The 18,013-nt window shown below is 74.8% G+C and carries 13 protein-coding genes; 9 read left to right on the top strand and 4 right to left on the bottom strand.

Annotated features, from left to right (window positions below; genetic code table 11):
• Positions 1-54: 54 nt before the first annotated feature.
• The gene (locus tag ACZ7G1_RS27705) at positions 55-1,764 is read right to left on the bottom strand and encodes a DUF5691 domain-containing protein (protein WP_470879870.1); all 1,710 of its coding nucleotides are present in this window, start codon (positions 1,762-1,764) and stop codon (positions 55-57) included.
• Positions 1,765-1,802: 38 nt separating this feature from the next.
• Entirely contained in the window at positions 1,803-3,158 is a 1,356-nt protein-coding gene (locus tag ACZ7G1_RS27700) for an SWIM zinc finger family protein (RefSeq protein WP_470879871.1), read from the bottom strand.
• A 189-nt stretch (positions 3,159-3,347) separates the two neighbouring features.
• Between ACZ7G1_RS27700 and ACZ7G1_RS27695 the strand changes: the two genes are divergently transcribed.
• From ACZ7G1_RS27695 to sucD, 6 genes are all read left to right on the top strand, one after another.
• A complete protein-coding gene (locus ACZ7G1_RS27695; RefSeq protein WP_470879873.1) occupies positions 3,348-3,764 on the top strand; it encodes an MmpS family transport accessory protein in 417 nt (138 codons plus the stop codon).
• Between the two features lie 120 nt (positions 3,765-3,884).
• Positions 3,885-5,042, top strand: coding sequence for an ATP-binding protein (locus tag ACZ7G1_RS27690; RefSeq protein ID WP_470879875.1), 1,158 nt, complete (start codon positions 3,885-3,887; stop codon positions 5,040-5,042).
• Positions 5,039-7,507 carry a DUF5682 family protein gene (locus ACZ7G1_RS27685; RefSeq protein ID WP_470879877.1) on the top strand — a complete coding sequence of 823 codons (2,469 nt, stop codon included), beginning with the start codon at positions 5,039-5,041 and terminating at the stop codon, positions 7,505-7,507. The genes ACZ7G1_RS27690 and ACZ7G1_RS27685 overlap by 4 nt, the downstream gene beginning before the upstream one ends.
• Positions 7,504-8,760 carry a vWA domain-containing protein gene (locus tag ACZ7G1_RS27680; protein ID WP_470879879.1) on the top strand — a complete coding sequence of 419 codons (1,257 nt, stop codon included), beginning with the start codon at positions 7,504-7,506 and terminating at the stop codon, positions 8,758-8,760. Before ACZ7G1_RS27685 ends, ACZ7G1_RS27680 begins: the two co-directional genes overlap by 4 nt.
• A gap of 490 nt (positions 8,761-9,250) precedes the next feature.
• Complete coding sequence (sucC, locus tag ACZ7G1_RS27675) at positions 9,251-10,429, top strand: ADP-forming succinate--CoA ligase subunit beta (RefSeq protein WP_470879881.1); 1,179 nt, start codon at positions 9,251-9,253, stop codon at positions 10,427-10,429.
• 21 nt (positions 10,430-10,450) lie between these two features.
• The gene (sucD, locus tag ACZ7G1_RS27670; protein ID WP_470879883.1) at positions 10,451-11,335 is read left to right on the top strand and encodes a succinate--CoA ligase subunit alpha; all 885 of its coding nucleotides are present in this window, start codon (positions 10,451-10,453) and stop codon (positions 11,333-11,335) included.
• A 113-nt stretch (positions 11,336-11,448) separates the two neighbouring features.
• Here the strand turns inward: sucD and ACZ7G1_RS27665 are convergent, their stop codons facing one another.
• Positions 11,449-12,846 (bottom strand): sigma factor-like helix-turn-helix DNA-binding protein, encoded by a 1,398-nt coding sequence (locus tag ACZ7G1_RS27665; protein WP_470879885.1) that lies wholly within the window; start codon positions 12,844-12,846, stop codon positions 11,449-11,451.
• A gap of 119 nt (positions 12,847-12,965) precedes the next feature.
• On the opposite strand from ACZ7G1_RS27665, the gene ACZ7G1_RS27660 reads away from it, so the two are divergent.
• Positions 12,966-14,657: a cell division protein PerM gene (locus tag ACZ7G1_RS27660; RefSeq protein WP_470879887.1), complete on the top strand. Its 1,692-nt coding sequence runs from the start codon at positions 12,966-12,968 to the stop codon at positions 14,655-14,657.
• A gap of 13 nt (positions 14,658-14,670) precedes the next feature.
• Here the strand turns inward: ACZ7G1_RS27660 and ACZ7G1_RS27655 are convergent, their stop codons facing one another.
• Entirely contained in the window at positions 14,671-15,459 is a 789-nt protein-coding gene (locus ACZ7G1_RS27655; RefSeq protein WP_470879889.1) for a hypothetical protein, read from the bottom strand.
• Positions 15,460-15,711: 252 nt separating this feature from the next.
• Here ACZ7G1_RS27655 and purN point away from each other — a divergent pair, with 252 nt between their 5' ends.
• Positions 15,712-16,341 (top strand): phosphoribosylglycinamide formyltransferase, encoded by a 630-nt coding sequence (purN, locus tag ACZ7G1_RS27650; RefSeq protein WP_470879891.1) that lies wholly within the window; start codon positions 15,712-15,714, stop codon positions 16,339-16,341.
• Positions 16,316-17,881 carry a bifunctional phosphoribosylaminoimidazolecarboxamide formyltransferase/IMP cyclohydrolase gene (gene purH, locus ACZ7G1_RS27645; RefSeq protein WP_470879893.1) on the top strand — a complete coding sequence of 522 codons (1,566 nt, stop codon included), beginning with the start codon at positions 16,316-16,318 and terminating at the stop codon, positions 17,879-17,881. Before purN ends, purH begins: the two co-directional genes overlap by 26 nt.
• The last annotated feature ends 132 nt before the right edge of the window (positions 17,882-18,013 follow it).

The raw sequence follows: 18,013 nt of genomic DNA, 5'->3' as shown, positions 1-18,013 counted from the left end.
GCAGCGGGTGGTGTACGCCCTGGTTGCAGCGGGCGGTGTACGTCCCGGCCTGCTTCAGGGCGCGTCCGGTGCTGTTGCCCGCGGGGGCTCGGCGGTGAGTTCGGCGCGCATCGTGGCGCGCAGGCGGAGGGTGGAGACGAGGCGTTGGAAGGCCTCGGACCAGTAGCCGCCCGCGCCGGGGGAGATGTCCTCGGGTGCGTCGGGCAGGGCGGTTTCGTCGGGCAGGGCGGTGAGGGACTCGAGGTGCCGGGCGGCCGCCGGGTCGAGGCAACGTTCCGCCAGACCCATCACGCCGCTGAAGCTCCAGGGGTAACTGCCCGCGTCCCGGGCGATGTCGAGGGCGTCGATCACCGCCGCGCCGAGCGGTTCCGCCCAGGGCACGGCGCAGACGCCGAGCAGCTGGAACGCCTCCGACAGGCCGTGCGCGGCGACGAAGGAGGCGACCCAGCGGGCCCGTTCCTCCGCGGGCAGCATCGACAGGAGACGGCCGCGCTCGGCCAGTGACGAGGTGCCCGGGCCGGTAGCGGGCGGGGTCGCCGGGGAGCCGAGCAGGGCACGCGACCAGGCCGCGTCCCGCTGCCGCACGGCCGCCCGGCACCAGGCCGCGTGCAGTTCGGTCTGCCAGTCGTCGGCGACCGGCAGGGCCACGATCTCCTCGGGGGCACGGCCCCCGAACCTGGCCGGCCAGCAGGACAGCGGCGCGGCCTCGACGAGCTGGCCCAGCCACCAGGAACGCTCGCCGCGTCCGGCCGGCGGCGCCGCCACCAGGCCGTCGCGCTGCATGGCGGCGTCGCACTCGTGGGGGGCCTCGACCACGATCGTGGGCGCGTCGGCCGTCCGGTCGAGGCCGACGCAGGTGGCGGCCCGGGCGGCCATCCGGCCCGCGAGCGCGGATGCGGGCAGCGCGGAGAGCAGTTCGGCGGCGGTGGCCCGGACGTTGCGGCTGCGGTCGGCGAGCGCCGCCTCCAGGAACTCCTCGTCCGCGTCCGAGAGTCCGGTCCGCAGCGAGTCCAGGAACATCAGCCGGTCCTCCGCCCGCTCGGCCGGCCAGGTCGACGCGAGCAGGGCGAGCCCCGCCGCCGGGTCCCGGGTCCGTACGGCGGCGAGCAGCGCGACCCGCTCGGCGAACAGGCCCTCGTCCCACAGCGCGCGGACGGCTTCCGGGTCCTCCGCCGACGGCAGCCGGCCGGCCGCGCCCGTGCCCCGCAGGGCGAACCGCCATTCGGGGTTGAGCCGGGCAAGCCACAGGCCGCGCGGCCCGGCGAGCCGCAGCGCCTGGGGCCGCAGGTCGGTACGGGCCCGTGCCGCGTCGAGCAGCGCGGGCAGCGTGCCGGGCGGCGCCTGGTAGCCCAGCTCGTTCGCCAGGGCCAGCCACTGGGGGAGCAGTTCGGCGAGGTCCGGGGCCGCACCGCGCCGCCCGGACGGCGAGGGCGCGGCCCGGCCCGCGAGGAGCTGTTCGAGTCGCACCCGCGCGGCCGCCGGCAGCGTCCCGCGCGGATCGCGCGGCGCGGGCTCCGGCGGGGCCACGGCCGCCCCGGGCCGCAGCCCCGCCCTGCGCCGTACGGTGTGCAGCACGGCCTCGTCGAGCAGGGCGCCCGGCATGCTCCCCGCCGCCGTACCCGCGAGCCCGGCGGGCGGGCGGCGGTCCGTCCCCAGCAGCGCCGAGGTGACGAGCTCCTCCCAGACACGGGCGGCCGCCTCGTCGGCGGCGCCCTCGGGGCGGGCGAACGGGGTCGTGGTGGAGGCGGTCGTGGTGGTGTCCATCGGGTTCCTCCGGGCGGGCGGTGGGCGGTGGCCGGGGGTCATATGAGGGGGACGGTCTCGCCGGGGGCCTCGGGGGACCAGGCGGCGAGGGGGGTGAAGCCGCGGTGGCCGCACTCTCCGAAGACGGTCAGGGGGGCGCCGCCGGACAGGGCGACGAGGCGCCACAGGCCGGGACGGGTCTGGGCGGCGGGGGTGAGCGGCAGCGCCTCGCGGCCGTCCGCGTCGGCGAGCTGCCAGCCGTACTCCGCACGGGCCGGTACGACGTCCCGCAGCGTCACGGGCCAGGAGTCGAGCCACGGGTCGTCGCGCAGCGCGCGCCCGTAGGCGTCGAGGCCCTCGGCGACCGGGCCGCCCGGCGGCGGGGCGGCGGGACCCGCGACGGGGGCGAAGTGCTCGCCCGGCTCGGCCCGCAGCCGGCCGGAGCCCGGATGCGGGGTCAGTTCCCCGTCGAGCACGGCGCCGACGGGGAAGGCCAGACGGGGCGCACGGCCCGCCGCCCCGAACGAGAGCAGCAGCGCGGTGCGCCGGCTCGCCGTGCCGTGCAGCCAGATCCGCCGGGTCGTCAGCCGGGCGTCCGAGGTGTCGTACTGGGCGAGGACCTGCCAGTGGTCGCGCACCGGGGCCCCTTCGACCGGGGCGGTGAGGCCGACCCGGGTCCGTACGGTCGTGGCGAACTCGGCGGGCAGCCGGTCGGCGCCCAGCCAGGCCCGGTCGAGGAGGTGGGTGAGCGCGCACTCCTCCAGGAGGCGCACGGGCCAGCCGGGCCCCGAACCCGGTATCGCCCCCAGCTCCCTGACCCGGCCCGCGAGGCCCGGCGCCTGGGCGTCGACCATCCGGGCGGCCGTCTCCTCCCACAGGCCGTACCCGCTCTGCTCGGCCGTCGCCAGACCGCCGCGCAGCAGGTCGGCGAGCCGCTGCTCCAACTCCTGGGCGCCCGCGGTGATCCGGGCGGCCCGGCGCTCGGCCCTGCGGCGCGCGGCCTCCGGATCGGCGGGGGCGGAGGCCGGAGCCCCGGGGGCGGCCCCGGTCGGCGGCGCCTTGCCCTCGGCGCGCTCGCGGCGCCCGCTGAGCCATTCGGCGGCCCAGTCGGGCGCGGTCGAGTCGTGGATCGCGCCCGGGTCCGAGGCCTGGAGCAGCAGCAGGCCGAGGGCGTGCTTGCACGGGAACTTGCGGCTGGGGCAACTGCACGCGTACGCGGGGCCCGTCGTGTCGACGGCCGTCCGGTACGGCGCGCCGCCGCTGCCCTTGCACAGGCCCCAGACGGCGCCGTCCCCGCGGCCCGTCCCGGACCACGGCCCGGCCGCGCCGAGCTTGCTTCCCGCTCTGCGCGAGGCGTCGTCAGGAGCCAGTGCCAGCACCTGTCCAGCCGTCCAGCGCACCCCCATGGCATTCATGTCATCGACCGTAGAGGCCGCCACTGACAACGCCGTTGGCCTGGGCGTTCGTCGGCGGGGCCGGGCCGGCGCGGGGGCGGCGGCCGACCTGACGACTCCGGAAGAGACGATTTGACTTTACTGTCCCTTTACGATTCCCTGCGCAAACCGACCGTTCGTTCCGCACCACGTTCCTGGGGGAACCCCGCCATGAATCGCACCGTCCGCACCGCCGTCTCGGCCCTCGCCGTCACCGGCCTCGCCTTCGGCCTCGGCGCCTGCTCGGCGGCCGCCGACAAGGCCGCCGACAAGGTCGACAAGTCCGTCGGCGAGAGCTACGAGGTCACCTACGAGGTCAGCGGCAAGGGCGTCGAGTCGATCGACTACCACGCAGGCGACGGCACCGCGATGGCACCGCACGTCGAGTCGGAGAAGAAGCCCACCACGCCCTGGACGAAGACGGTGACCCTGAAGGGGATCATGCCGCCGGCCGTCATGCCGATATCGACCACCGACACCGCCGACCTCACCTGCAAGGTCGTCTACAAGGGCAAGGTCATCAAGGAAGCCAAGGGCGAGCAGGCGATGGCGGGCGGCTGCGTCGCCGTCTCGCCGATCATGGGCTGACCCTCCCTCAAGTCGCCGACAGGGCCGCCGAATCGCCTCTGACCAGCGGAGGCGGCCCGTTGTCAGTGGCATGGTGCACCGTGGATCACACAGCAGGTCGAACGATCTGGAGGGGGATCCATGCCCGTGCCCGAAACCATCGCGAAGCCCGGTTCCGGTGTCGAGACGGACACCGGACCGGGACGGCCGCAGACCACCACCGAAGTCCTGCGGCCGCACGCCGAGCACGCCTTCGCCGGCGAACTCGCGGCGCTCGCCGCCGCCGACGACCGCCCCCGGCCCGCCCGCTGGCGCCTCTCGCCCTGGGCCGTCGCCACCTACCTCCTCGGCGGCACCCTCCCCGACGGGACGGTGATCTCCCCCAAGTACGTGGGCCCGCGCCGCATCGTCGAAGTCGCCGTCACCACCCTCGCCACCGACCGCGCACTCCTCCTGCTCGGCGTCCCCGGCACCGCCAAGACCTGGGTCTCCGAGCACCTCGCCGCCGCCGTCAGCGGCGACTCCACCCTCCTCGTCCAGGGCACCGCCGGCACCCCAGAGGAAGCCATCCGGTACGGCTGGAACTACGCCCGGCTCCTCGCCCACGGCCCCGACCGGGAAGCCCTCGTGCCCAGCCCCGTCATGCGGGCCATGTCCCAGGGCATGACCGCCCGCGTCGAGGAGCTCACCCGCATCCCCGCCGACGTCCAGGACACCCTCATCACGATCCTCTCCGAGAAGACGCTGCCCGTCCCCGAACTCGGCCAGGAAGTGCAGGCCGTCCCCGGCTTCAACCTCATCGCCACCGCCAACGACCGCGACCGGGGCGTCAGCGAACTCTCCAGCGCACTCCGCCGCCGCTTCAACACGGTCGTCCTGCCGCTGCCCGCCACCCCCGAGGCCGAGGTCGACATCGTCACCCGCCGCGTCGAGCAGCTCGGCCGCGCCCTGGAACTGCCCGCCGCGCCCGCCGGAGCCGATGAGATCCGACGGGTCGTCACCGTCTTCCGCGAACTGCGCGACGGCGTCACCACCGACGGGCGCACCAAGGTCAAATCCCCCTCCGGGACGCTCTCCACGGCCGAGGCCATCTCCGTCGTCACCGGCGGACTCGCCCTCGCCGCCCACTTCGGCGACGGCGTCCTGCGCCCCACCGACATCGCCGCCGGCATCCTCGGCGCCGTCGTCCGCGACCCCGCGGCCGACCGCGTCGTCTGGCAGGAGTACCTGGAGACGGTCGTCCGGGAAAGAGACGGCTGGAAGGACTTCTACCGCGCCTGCCGCGAGGTGAGCACGTGACCGGGGAAGAGCGCGTGGCGCCCGCCGGAGCCGACCGCGTGGCACCCGCAGGACGCGTGGCGCCCGCCGGGCGTGGGCGGCCCGCAGGCGCGAATCCGGCTGCCGGGGCCGGGGCGTTTCCGGCGGTCGAGGCCCGGCCGTTGTTGCTCGGGGTGCGGCATCACGGGCCCGGGTCGGCGCGGGGGGTGCGGGCGGCGCTGGAGGCGGCGGAGCCGGCCGCCGTGCTGGTCGAGGGGCCCGCGGAGGGCGACGCGCTGGTGGCGCTGGCGGGGGAGGAGGACATGCGGCCGCCGGTCGCACTGCTCGCGCACGCGGTGGACGACCCGGGGCGGGCGGCGTTCTGGCCGATGGCGGAGTTCTCGCCCGAGTGGGTCGCGATCCGCTGGGCGGTCGAACGGGGAGCCGCCGTCCGGTTCATCGACCTGCCCGCCGCGCACACCCTCGCGGCCGCCGACCCGACCTGGGACGACGGGGAGGACGAGGTGACCGGGGGCGGCGCGCGGATCGACCCGGTCGCCGAACTCGCCGCGGCCGCCGGGTACGAGGACGCCGAGCGGTGGTGGGAGGACGTCGTCGAGCTGCGCGGCGACGGCGACCCCACCGCCCCGTTCGAGGCCCTCGCCGAGGCGATGGGCGCCCTGCGCGAGGCGTACGGGCACGGCGGCCACCCCCGCGACCTCGTCCGCGAGGCGCACATGCGGCTCCGGCTGCGGGCCGCCCGCAAGGAGTTCGGGGACGGCATCGCCGTCGTGTGCGGCGCCTGGCACGTCCCCGCCCTCACCCGCAGGACCACCGTCGCCGCCGACCGGGCGCTCCTCAAGGGCCTCCCCAAGGTGCGGACCGAGACGACCTGGGTGCCCTGGACCCACCGCAGGCTCGCCCGCCGCTCCGGATACGGCGCCGGCATCGAGGCCCCCGGCTGGTACGGGCACCTCTTCACCGCCCCCGACCGGCCCGTCGAACGCTGGATCACCAAGGTCGCAGGGCTCCTCAGGGCGGAGGACCACCCCGTCTCCTCCGCCCACGTCATCGAGGCCGTCCGGCTCGCCGAGACCCTCGCCGCACTGCGCGGCCGGCCGCGCCCCGGCCTCGACGAGACGACCGACGCCGTCCGCGCCGTCCTCTGCGACGGCTCCGACGTGCCCCTCGGCCTCGTCAGGGACCGCCTCGTCGTCGGCGACGTCCTCGGCGAAGTCCCCGCGGGCGCCCCCGCCGTCCCCCTCCAGCGTGACCTCGGCCGCCGCCAGCGCACCCTGCGCCTCAAACCCGAGGCGCGGGAACGCGAACTCGAACTCGACCTCCGCAAGGAGACGGACGCCGAGCGCAGCCGGCTCCTGCACCGGCTGCGGCTCCTCGGAGTGGCCTGGGGCGAACCGTCCGCCGGGCGGACCGGCACCGGCACCTTCCGGGAGACCTGGCGGCTGCGCTGGGAGCCCGAACTCCACGTCCAGGTCGCCGAAGCCGGCGTCTGGGGCACCACCGTCGAGGCCGCCGCCACCGCCAAGGCCGAAGCCCGGGCCCTGTCCGCCACCGCGCTCGCCGACGTCACCGCCCTCGCCGAGCAGTGCCTCCTCGCCGGCCTCGCCGACGCCCTCCCCGTCGTCATGCGCTCCCTCGCCGACCGCGCCGCCCTCGACACCGACGTCGCCCACCTCGCCCAGGCCCTCCCCGCCCTCGCCCGCTCCCTCCGCTACGGCGACGTCCGCGCCACCGACACCGGCGCCCTCGCCGAAGTCGCCGCCGGCCTCGCCGAACGCATCTGCGTCGCCCTCCCTCCGGCCTGCGCCGCCCTCGCCCCGGACGCCGCCACCGCCATGCGCGACCACCTCGACGAGGTCCACACGGCCATCGGCCTGCTCTCCCCGGGCCCGCCCGGCCCCGACGTCCCCGCCGGCCGGGCCCGTGGGGCCGACGGCGACCAGGCGGACGAGTACGCCGCCGAAGGCGGTGGGCTCGCCGGGCGTTGGGCCGGGGTGCTGCGGCGGGTGGCCGGGAGGGAGGGGACACCCGGGGTGCTGCGGGGGAGAGCGGCGCGGATCCTGCTCGACGAGGGGCGGATCGGCGAGGAGGAGGCAGCGCGGCTGATGAGCCGGGCGCTGTCGCCGGGGACTCCGCCGGGCGAAGCGGCCGCGTGGATCGACGGGTTCGCCGGAGGGGCGTCCGGCGGGGGTCTGCTCCTCGTCCACGACGAGCGGCTGCTCGGCCTGGTCGACGGCTGGCTGACGTCCGTACCGGACGGGGCGTTCACCGACGTCTTGCCGCTGCTGCGCCGCACGTTCTCCGGATACGAGCCGGGTGTCCGCCGCACCCTCGGCGAGCTGATCGCCCGAGGCCCGGGCTCAGGGCCCGGGGGCCGCCCGGCGCCCGGTGCCACGCCCGGGTTCGCCGCCGGGCTCGACCACGAGCGGGCGGACGCGGTCCTGCCCCTCCTCCACCTCATCCTCGGCACGGAGGTCGCCGCATGACCATCGACGAGCCCATCGACGAGCCCATCGACAAGCCCATCAACAAGCCCATCGACAAGCCCACCGGCGGGCGCACCGCGACGGGCGGAGCCGCGGCGAGCGGCAGCCGGGACGACGAGCGGCTGCGGCGGTGGCGGCTCGTCCTCGGCGGCGGGGAGGCCGAGGGGACCGGGCGGGCGCTGGCCGGCACGGACGCGGCGATGGACGGGGCGCTCGGCGCGCTCTACGACCACAAGGGCCGAGCCGCCGAGCGCGGAGGCAGGGACCGGACGGCGGGGCTCGGGGGCTCGGCGCCGTCCGTCGCGCGGTGGCTGGGCGACATCCGCACGTACTTCCCCGGCCCGGTCGTCCAGGTCATGCAGCGGGACGCGATCGACCGGCTCGGGCTCGCGACCCTGCTGCTCGAGCCGGAGATGCTGGAGGCCGTGGAGGCCGATGTGCACCTCGTCGGCACCCTGCTCTCGCTGAACAAGGCGATGCCGGAGACGACCAGGGAGACCGCGCGGGCGGTCGTGCGCAGAGTCGTCGAGGACCTGGAGAAGCGCCTGGCCGCCCGCACCCGGGCGACGCTCACCGGGGCCCTCGACCGTTCGGCGCGGATCAGCCGCCCCCGGCACCGGGACATCGACTGGGACCGGACGATCCGCGCGAACCTCAAGAACTACCTGCCCGAGCAGCGCACGGTCGTGCCCGAGCGGCTGGTCGGCCACGGGCGCGCCTCGCGGGCGGTGCGGAAGGAGGTGGTGCTCTGCGTCGACCAATCCGGTTCCATGGCCGCGTCCGTCGTGTACGCCTCCGTCTTCGGCGCGGTCCTCGCCTCCATGCGGTCGATCGCGACCCGGCTCGTCGTCTTCGACACCGCCGTCGTCGACCTGACCGAACGGCTCGACGACCCGGTCGACGTCCTCTTCGGCACCCAGCTGGGCGGCGGCACCGACATCAACCGCGCCCTCGCGTACTGCCAGTCCCGGATCACCCGGCCCGCCGACACCGTCGTCGTCCTCATCAGCGACCTGTACGAGGGGGGCATCCGCGACGAGATGCTGAAGCGGGTCGCGGCGATGAAGGCCTCGGGCGTCCAGTTCGTGACGCTGCTCGCGCTCTCCGACGAAGGCGCGCCGTCCTACGACCGCGATCACGCGGCGGCGCTCGCCGAGCTCGGCGCCCCGGCCTTCGCCTGCACCCCCGACCACTTCCCGGAGATCATGGCCGCCGCCCTGGAGAAGCGCCCCCTGCCGATACCCGCCCCCTGACCGCGCGTGGCCCGGCCCGCCCCGACCCGTACCGCCCCGGCAGCCGCCGGCCCCGCCCCGGCAGGTGCGGAATCCGCAGGCGCGGGGCCCGTGGGCGGGTGCGGATTCCGTAGCCGGAGGACCACCCGGTCGGGTGTCCGGGGGGCGACTGAGTCCCATATCACAGAGGCGTCCGGGAGGCCCTCACCTGGAGGCCGGGCGCGTCGTGAGGGGGCGGGAGGCCAAGCGCCGCCTGAGGTGGGCGCCGCGGGCGGGTGCACCGCGGCCCCTACGGACCGCCCAGCGGCCCCTACGATCTGTGACCCGTATCACCGCTCGGTTGTGATCTGCGATTTAGGGACCTACGTCCCACGGGGATAACCTGCGAGACGGACATGCCGCGTCCACGGTCACCGTGTACGCCTCCCTTGTGACAGCGCAGTCACGTTGCCCTCCGCGGCACGCCCACGCAGACAACGAACCGCGATCTTCAGAAAAGGGACGGACTGGCGTGGACCTGTTCGAGTACCAGGCGAGGGACCTCTTCGCCAAGCACGGTGTGCCTGTGCTGGCCGGTGAAGTCATCGACACGCCCGAGGCGGCGCGCGAGGCCACCGAGCGTCTTGGCGGCAAGTCCGTCGTCAAGGCCCAGGTGAAGGTCGGCGGCCGCGGCAAGGCCGGCGGCGTCAAGCTGGCCGCCGACCCGGACGAGGCCGTCGCCCGCGCGACGGACATCCTCGGGATGGACATCAAGGGCCACACGGTCCACAAGGTGATGATCGCCGAGCTGTCCCCGGAGATCGAGGCCGAGTACTACGTCTCGTACCTCCTCGACCGCACCAACCGCACCTTCCTGGCCATGGCCTCGGTGCAGGGCGGCATGGACATCGAGGAGGTCGCGGAGAAGACCCCCGAGGCCCTCGCGAAGGTCCCGGTCAACGCCAACGACGGCGTCACCCTGGAGAAGGCCCGCGAGATCGTCGCGCAGGCCAAGTTCCCGGCCGAGGTCGCCGAGGGCGTCGCCGAGGTCCTGGTCACCCTGTGGGACACCTTCGTCGCCGAGGACGCGCTCCTCGTCGAGGTCAACCCGCTGGTCAAGACCAAGGACGGCCGCATCCTGGCCCTCGACGGCAAGGTGTCTCTCGACGAGAACGCCGACTTCCGTCAGCCGGAGCACGAGGCGCTCGAGGACAAGGCCGCAGCCAACCCGCTCGAGGCTGCCGCCAAGGCCAAGGGCCTCAACTACGTCAAGCTCGACGGCGAGGTCGGCATCATCGGCAACGGCGCCGGCCTGGTCATGTCGACCCTGGACGTCGTCGCGTACGCCGGTGAGAACCACGGCGGCGTGAAGCCGGCCAACTTCCTCGACATCGGCGGCGGCGCCTCCGCCGAGGTCATGGCGAACGGCCTGGAGATCATCCTGGGCGACACGGACGTCAAGTCCGTCTTCGTCAACGTCTTCGGTGGCATCACCGCCTGTGACGAGGTCGCCAACGGCATCGTCCAGGCCCTGGAGCTCCTCGCCTCCAAGGGCGAAGAGGTCACCAAGCCGCTGGTCGTGCGCCTCGACGGCAACAACGCGGAGCTGGGTCGCAAGATCCTGTCCGACGCCAACCACCCGCTCGTGCAGCGCGTGGACACCATGGACGGCGCGGCCGACAAGGCCGCCGAGCTCGCGGCTGCGAAGTAAGGGACAGGGGAAACCACAGCCATGGCTATCTTCCTCAACAAGGACAGCAAGGTCATCGTCCAGGGCATGACCGGTGCCACGGGCATGAAGCACACCAAGCTCATGCTGGGTGACGGCACCAACATCGTCGGCGGCGTGAACCCGCGCAAGGCCGGCACCTCCGTCGACTTCGACGGCACCGAGATCCCCGTCTTCGGCACGGTCGCCGAGGCCATGGAGAAGACCGGCGCCAACGTCTCGGTCCTCTTCGTGCCGCCGGCCTTCGCGAAGGCCGCCGTCGTCGAGGCGATCGACGCGGAGATCCCCCTCGCCGTCGTCATCACCGAGGGCATCGCCGTCCACGACTCGGCCGCGTTCTACGCGTACGCCGTGGCGCAGGGCGGCAAGACCCGCCTGATCGGCCCGAACTGCCCCGGTCTCATCACCCCGGGCCAGTCCAACGCCGGCATCATCCCGGGCGACATCACGAAGCCGGGCCGCATCGGCCTGGTCTCGAAGTCCGGCACGCTGACGTACCAGATGATGTACGAGCTCCGTGACCTCGGCTTCTCCTCCGCCGTCGGCATCGGTGGCGACCCGGTCATCGGCACCACGCACATCGACGCCCTCGCGGCGTTCGAGGCGGACCCCGACACCGACCTGATCGTCATGATCGGCGAGATCGGCGGCGACGCCGAGGAGCGTGCGGCCGACTTCATCAAGGCCAACGTCACCAAGCCGGTCGTCGGCTACGTCGCGGGCTTCACCGCGCCCGAGGGCAAGACCATGGGCCACGCCGGCGCCATCGTCTCCGGCTCCTCCGGCACCGCCCAGGCGAAGAAGGAGGCCCTTGAGGCCGCGGGCGTCAAGGTCGGCAAGACGCCGACCGAGACGGCCAAGCTGGCGCGCGCGATCCTCGCGGGCTGAAGCCGCTAGCTGTACGAGCTGTACGAGCTGTACGAAGAGGGCCCCGCCCCCGCCCGGTCACCCGGGCGAGGGCGGGGCCCTCTCGCGTCGGCGGCCCGCAGTACGGGCGGCCGCTACTCGGCCTTCGGGACCAGGCGTTCCGGCCCGGGGTTGGGCTCGGAGCGCAGCTTGTCGCGGAGCTCCAGGTCCTCGGGCTTGAGCTTCTGCGGGCCGCCGCGCACGGGGACCCCGTTGACGGTCTCGCCGGGGGCGTTGACCGGGATGTAGCGGGTGGGGGCGGTCGCCGCCGTGAAGCCCGTGACGCCGATGAGGACCGCCGTCACGCCCAGCACCGCCCGCGTCCACGTACGGTTCCGCCGCTCGCCGCCCGTCCGGACCGTACGGGCCGCCGGGAGGGTCGCCGTCGGCGCCTCCGCGACCAGTTCGCTCAGCCGCCGGTGCAGGGCCTCCGGGTCGGACAGCTCGGGGACCCGCTGCCCGAGGACCGTACGCGCGTGCAGCAGCCGGTTCGCGGCCGCCGGAGTGCTCGCCTCCGTCTCGGCCGCCGTCTCCGGCAGGTCGAGCCCGAGGCCGTCGTAGAGCAGGACGGTACGGCGGTACGGCGGCGGCAGTTCGAGCAGCGCGCCGAGCAGCGCCCGCCGGTTCGCCTCCGTCGGCGGGGAGTCGGGGTGCTTGTGCGCCCTGCGCAGCCGGTGCCAGGGCGACAGGGCGTACTCGTACGCCGCCGCCCGCACCCACCCCACCGGGTCGGCGTCCACGGCCACCTCGGGCCAGTGGTCCCACGCGTGGTGGAACGCGTGCTCCACGGACTCCCGGGACAGCCTGCGGCGCCCCGTCAGCAGATACGTCTGGTGGACGAGCCCGGGCGCCGCGTGCGCGTACAAGGCGTCGAACGCCTGCTCAGGCGTGAGCCCCGGCACGACCTGCCCCGCGTCGGCCGCCTGCCCCGCGTCGGCCGCCTCGCCGGCGGACAAGCCGGCCTCCGGCTCCGCCGCGACCACCGGTTTCAGCCGCTCCTGCGGCCTCTGCACGGCTTTCCGGGCCGGCCCGGACCCGATGGCCGGTGCGGGCGACGGCGCCTTCGGCGGCTTCGCCGCCCGCTTCGCGGCCGCCTTCGGCCGCACGGTGCCCGAGCCCGCACCGGCCGCCTTCGGTTGCGGCTTCGCCGCCGGCCCGCTCGCCGCGGCAGCCGCCTGCGAAGCCCCCGCCGCGGACGCGGGCGGCTTCACGGGCGCGGGTGCGGGCGCCGGAGACGGCGTCTCCGGCGGTGAGGCCGGCGGCGCTCCCGCGGACGTGTCCTCGTGCGCGCCGAGCAGCTTCGCGTACGCCTCGCGTTTGCGGCCGCGGGGGGATGAGCGGCCGGTTTCCCAGGCTTTGACCGTGGCTTTCGTGACGCCCATGGCCTCGGCGACCTGCTCCTCGGTGAGGGAGAGGGCTTCGCGCAACCTGCGCCGCTCTTTGGGGGTCGGGAGGGTGAGGGAGGGGGCGGAATCCGCGGTGCTCCGGCTCATCGGTGTCGACCTCCCGCAGCGCTTCTGTGGGCGGAAAAGTACATAAACGTATCTTGAGCGACACAACGGAAGTTTGCCTGTTACGGCGCAAAAGCGCGTGTCGTTGGGAGCATGGCCCCGTGACCCATGTGACGGAACATCCCCTGGTCCAGGGCGGCCGTTCCGCCGCGCTCGCCACCGCCTGCGTCCGAGGCGGGGTCGCCGCCGGGCTGGGCCTCGGCGGCCTAGCGGTGCTGGTGATCGCCGCCTGGATCAGTTCCCCGTACCCGGACGGAGGCCCGGGCGGGGCCCTGCATCTGGCGGCGGGCCTCTGGCTGCTGGCCCACGGCGTGGACCTGGTCCGTACGGACACCCTGTCGGGGCTTCCGGCGCCGCTCGGGGTCGTACCGATGCTGCTCGTGACGCTTCCCGTGTGGCTGGTGCACCGGGCCGCGCGGGACACCCTCGACGCGGGCGACGACGGCGGCCGGCCACGGCCCTCGGCCGGTGGCGCGGTGGTGGCGGTGGCGGGCGGATACCTGATGGTCGCGGCCGTGGTCGTGGTCTACAGCGAGAGCGGCCCGCTGCCCGCGGACCTGATCACGGCGGGTCTCTGGCTGCCCGCCGTCGTGGCGGGCGCGGCGGGCGCCGGGGTGTGGACGGCGCTGGGGCGGCCGCTGCCGGGGCAGCGGCAGGCGGCGGTGGCCCTGCGGGCGGCGGGTCTTGGGCTCGGCACGCTGCTGGGCGGCGGCGCGGTGGCCGCGGCGGTGTCCCTGGCGTGGCACGCGGGCGAGGCGCAGGCCGTCTTCGCGGGGCTCGCGGCGGAGTGGTCCGGCCGGGTGACGGTCCTGCTGCTCGTGCTCGCGCTGCTGCCCAACATGGCGGTGTGGGGAGCGGCGTACGGCCTCGGCCCCGGCTTCACCCTCGGCACGGGCGCGCTCGCGACCCCGCTCGGTCTCACCGGCGGCCCCGCCCTGCCGCCGTTCCCGCTGCTCGCGGCGCTGCCGGCGGAGGGGCGCGGCACCTGGGTCCACTGGCTGACCGCCGTGGTCCCGCTGGCCGCCGTCCTGGTCCAGGGCGGGCGCGTGGGCCGCGCGGCGCGGACCTGGGCGGCCCGGGACGCCGCTCTGACGGCCCTCGGTGCGGCCTGGGGCTGCGGGGCGGCCGTCGCCGTCCTCGCGGGCGCGGCGGGCGGCCCGCTCGGCAGCGGCCGGCTCTCCGCGTTCGGGCCCGTCTGGTGGCAGGCGGGCGCCGCGGCGGTCCTGTGGGGCGCCTGCCTCGGTGTTCCGACGGCGCTCGCGGTACGGGCCTGGGGCCGTCGTGCCCCCCGCCCGAAGCCCCTGCCGGCGCCCGCACCCCAGGGCGCTCCCGTTCCGGGCCCCGCCGCCGGGGCCCCGGCCGGCCGGTCCTGGTCGGCCCTCCTGGGCCGTACCCGTCGTGCGTCCTCCGGCGACCGGGCCGCGGCGGGCGGAGCCGTACCCGCCGCCCCGGCACCCGCCGAAGGCCTCCGCAAGGGTCTCGGCAACGGCAACGGCAACGGCATCGGCAACGGCATCGGCAACGGCATCGACAGCGGTCTCGACAGCGGCCTCGGCAACGGTCTCGACGACGGCCTCGACGACTCCGGCTACGAGCCGTACGACTACCTTCCGGCGGCCTGGGAGCCCTCGCCGCCGGTCCCGATCCAGGCCACGGCCAGGCCGGTGCCTGTGCCCGGGGAACCGGCGCGGGCCACGGACCAGCCGAAGGCACCGGACGACGGAGCCGCGCCGGAGGCCTCCGCCGACGGGCCCGTCCCGCCCCCGCCCGCCTCGCCGCCGGCCGCCGACTAGACGGGGACCGCCGCTACTCCCGTACCCCGAATCCCGCCCGGAGCGGCTTCGGGAGCAGGTCGTTGCAGGCCAGCTGGCCGGCGTGGGTGAGGGCGTCGTCGCGGCACTCGTAGAAGTCGCGGTAGACGAGCTGCATGGTGAAGCCGACGGCGACGATCATCAGGGCGACGCTCGCGGCGACCAGGCCGCTGATCGCGGCCGTCCGCATCGAGCGGAGCGGGGCGGAGGAGGCGGACGCACCCTGCATGGGGACCTGACCGGGCACCTGCCCCGGCACCTGACCGGGGACGGGACCCGGCACCTGTCCCGAGGGCTGGGACGCGGGCGGGGCGTCGGAGTGTGATGTCCGCGACAGATCGGCGGGGGGCTTCGGCTTGGACCGGAGGGAGCTGACGGCCCAGTAGAGGCCGAGGGCGCCGAGGAGGAGGGCCAGTTCGGGGATCTCGAAGATGGCGAAGAAGAAGGCCCACATGCCGGCGAGGATCGCGTACCGCGCACGCCGCTGGGCCGGGTCGGTCGGGTCCCAGCGGAGCTGGCTCCGGCCGGGTCCGTTCTGCCCGGGGCCGCCGTCCGGGCCGCCCTGGCCACCGCCCTGCCGCTCCGGTCCGCGACCGAAGCCGTCGGCGGAGGGGCCGGGCTGGCGCGGGCTCCAGCGGCCGTCGGACGGGCCCGACGCGTCGGGGGCCCCGGACGCCTCGTCGTCCGAACCCTCCGGCCGCCGCGGTCGCCACGGCTGGTCCGGGCGGCCCTCGGGCGGCGCTGCGAACGGGTTGTCGTCGTTCGTCGACTGGCGTTCCGGCATCTGCTGAACGTCTTCCCTCTGTCGTCGCGACCACGGCCGCACCCGTGGTCTCCACTGCTGTCTCGTCCGCCGCGGTGCGCTGTTCGTCAGGCGTCGGACCCTGACGCTACCGCCCTGCTCCGCCCCCGTCCCGTGGGGGCCGTCCGGTGTGCCGGTATCGTTGCTGACGGTCGCGCCATTCGTAGGGTTCCCCGTATCGAGGGGCACGATTCGTTCGTACGACCGTACAAACACCACGGAAAGAGTGACCCAGTGGCTGCCGCCCGCCTCGTCGTCCTGGTCTCCGGGTCCGGTACCAATCTGCAGGCCCTCCTCGACGCCATCGCCGCCGACCCCGAGGGATACGGGGCCGAGATCGTCGCCGTCGGCGCCGACCGCGACGGAATCGTCGGTCTGGAGCGTGCCGAACGTGCCGGGCTGCCCACCTACGTCTGCCGGGTCAAGGACCACGCCACCCGCGAGGAGTGGGACCGCGCCCTGACCGAGGCCACCGCCGCCCACGAGCCGGACCTCGTCGTCTCGGCCGGTTTCATGAAGATCGTCGGCAAGGAGTTCCTCGCCCGCTTCGGCGGCCGCGTGGTCAACACCCACCCGGCGCTCCTCCCCAGTTTTCCCGGTGCCCACGGGGTGCGTGACGCCCTCGCCTACGGCGCGAAGGTCACCGGATGCACCGTCCACTTCGTCGACGACGGTGTCGACACCGGCCCGATCATCGCCCAGGGCGTGGTCGAGGTGCGGGACGAGGACGATGAAGACGCTCTCCACGAGCGCATCAAGGAAGTCGAGCGCTCGCTGCTCGTCGACGTCGTGGGGCGTCTCGCCCGGCACGGCTACCGCATTGAGGGACGAAAGGTTCATGTCGGTGAACACGGACACCGTTAAGCCCATCCGCCGCGCGCTGGTCAGCGTCTACGACAAGACGGGGCTCGAAGAGCTGGCCCGCGGTCTGCACGAGGCCGGTGTCGAGCTCGTCTCCACCGGTTCCACCGCCGGGAAGATCGCCGCGGCCGGCGTGCCGGTCACCAAGGTCGAGGAGCTGACCGGCTTCCCCGAGTGCCTGGACGGCCGCGTCAAGACGCTCCACCCGCGCGTGCACGCCGGCATCCTCGCCGACCTGCGCCTTGAGTCGCACCGCGAGCAGCTCGCCGAGCTCGGCGTGGAGCCCTTCGACCTGGTCGTCGTGAACCTCTACCCGTTCCGCGAGACCGTCGCCTCCGGCGCGACCCCGGACGAGTGCGTCGAGCAGATCGACATCGGCGGCCCGTCCATGGTCCGCGCCGCGGCGAAGAACCACCCGTCCGTGGCGATCGTCACCAGCCCGGAGCGGTACGCCGACGTGCTCGCGGCCGTGCAGGCCGGCGGTTTCGACCTGACCGCGCGCAAGCGTCTCGCCGGCGAGGCCTTCCAGCACACCGCCGCGTACGACGTGGCCGTCGCCTCCTGGTTCGCCGACGACTACGCCGCCGCCGACGACTCCGGCTTCCCGGACTTCCTGGGCGCCACGTACGAGCGCAAGAACGTGCTCCGGTACGGCGAGAACCCGCACCAGGGCGCCGCGCTCTACGTCGACGGCACGGGCGGCCTCGCCGAGGCCGAGCAGCTGCACGGCAAGGAGATGTCCTACAACAACTTCACGGACACCGACGCCGCCCGCCGGGCCGCGTACGACCACGCCGAGCCCTGCGTCGCGATCATCAAGCACGCCAACCCGTGCGGCATCGGCATCGGCGCCGACGTCGCCGAGGCCCACCGCAAGGCGCACGCCTGCGACCCGCTGTCCGCGTTCGGCGGCGTCATCGCCGTCAACCGCCCGGTGACGGTCGAGCTGGCCGAGCAGGTCGCCGAGATCTTCACCGAGGTCATCGTCGCCCCCGGCTACGAGGACGGCGCGGTCGAGATCCTCGCCAAGAAGAAGAACATCCGCGTCCTCAAGGCCGACGGCGCCCCCGCCAACCCGGTCGAGGTCAAGCCGATCGACGGCGGCGCGCTCCTCCAGGTCACCGACCGCCTCCAGGCCGACGGCGACGACCCGGCGAACTGGACCCTGGCGACCGGCGAGGCCCTCTCCGCCGAGGAGCTGGCCGAGCTGTCCTTCGCCTGGAAGGCCTGCCGCGCGGTCAAGTCCAACGCGATCCTGCTCTCCAAGGACGGCGCCTCGGTCGGCGTCGGCATGGGCCAGGTCAACCGCGTCGACTCCGCGAAGCTGGCCGTCGAGCGGGCGGGCGAGGAGCGGGCGCGCGGTTCGTACGCCGCCTCCGACGCCTTCTTCCCCTTCCCCGACGGCCTGGAGATCCTCACCGCGGCCGGCGTGAAGGCGGTCGTGCAGCCGGGCGGTTCGATGCGCGACGAGCTCGTCGTCGAGGCCGCGAAGAAGGCCGGCGTGACCATGTACTTCACCGGTACGCGCCACTTCTTCCACTGATCCGCCCCCGCACACGGCTGATCCACAACCGCACAGCACGACGCAGGGCCCGGGGGGGGGGGGGGGGGGGGGGGGGGGGGGGGGGGGGGGGGGGGGGGGGGGGGGGGGCCCCAAGGAAAAATAGTTCCCCCA

Source organism: Streptomyces sp. NPDC037273, assembly GCF_055603625.1.
The sequence above is the reverse complement of the archived record's forward strand: the minus strand, read 5'-3'. Positions and strand labels throughout refer to the sequence as shown.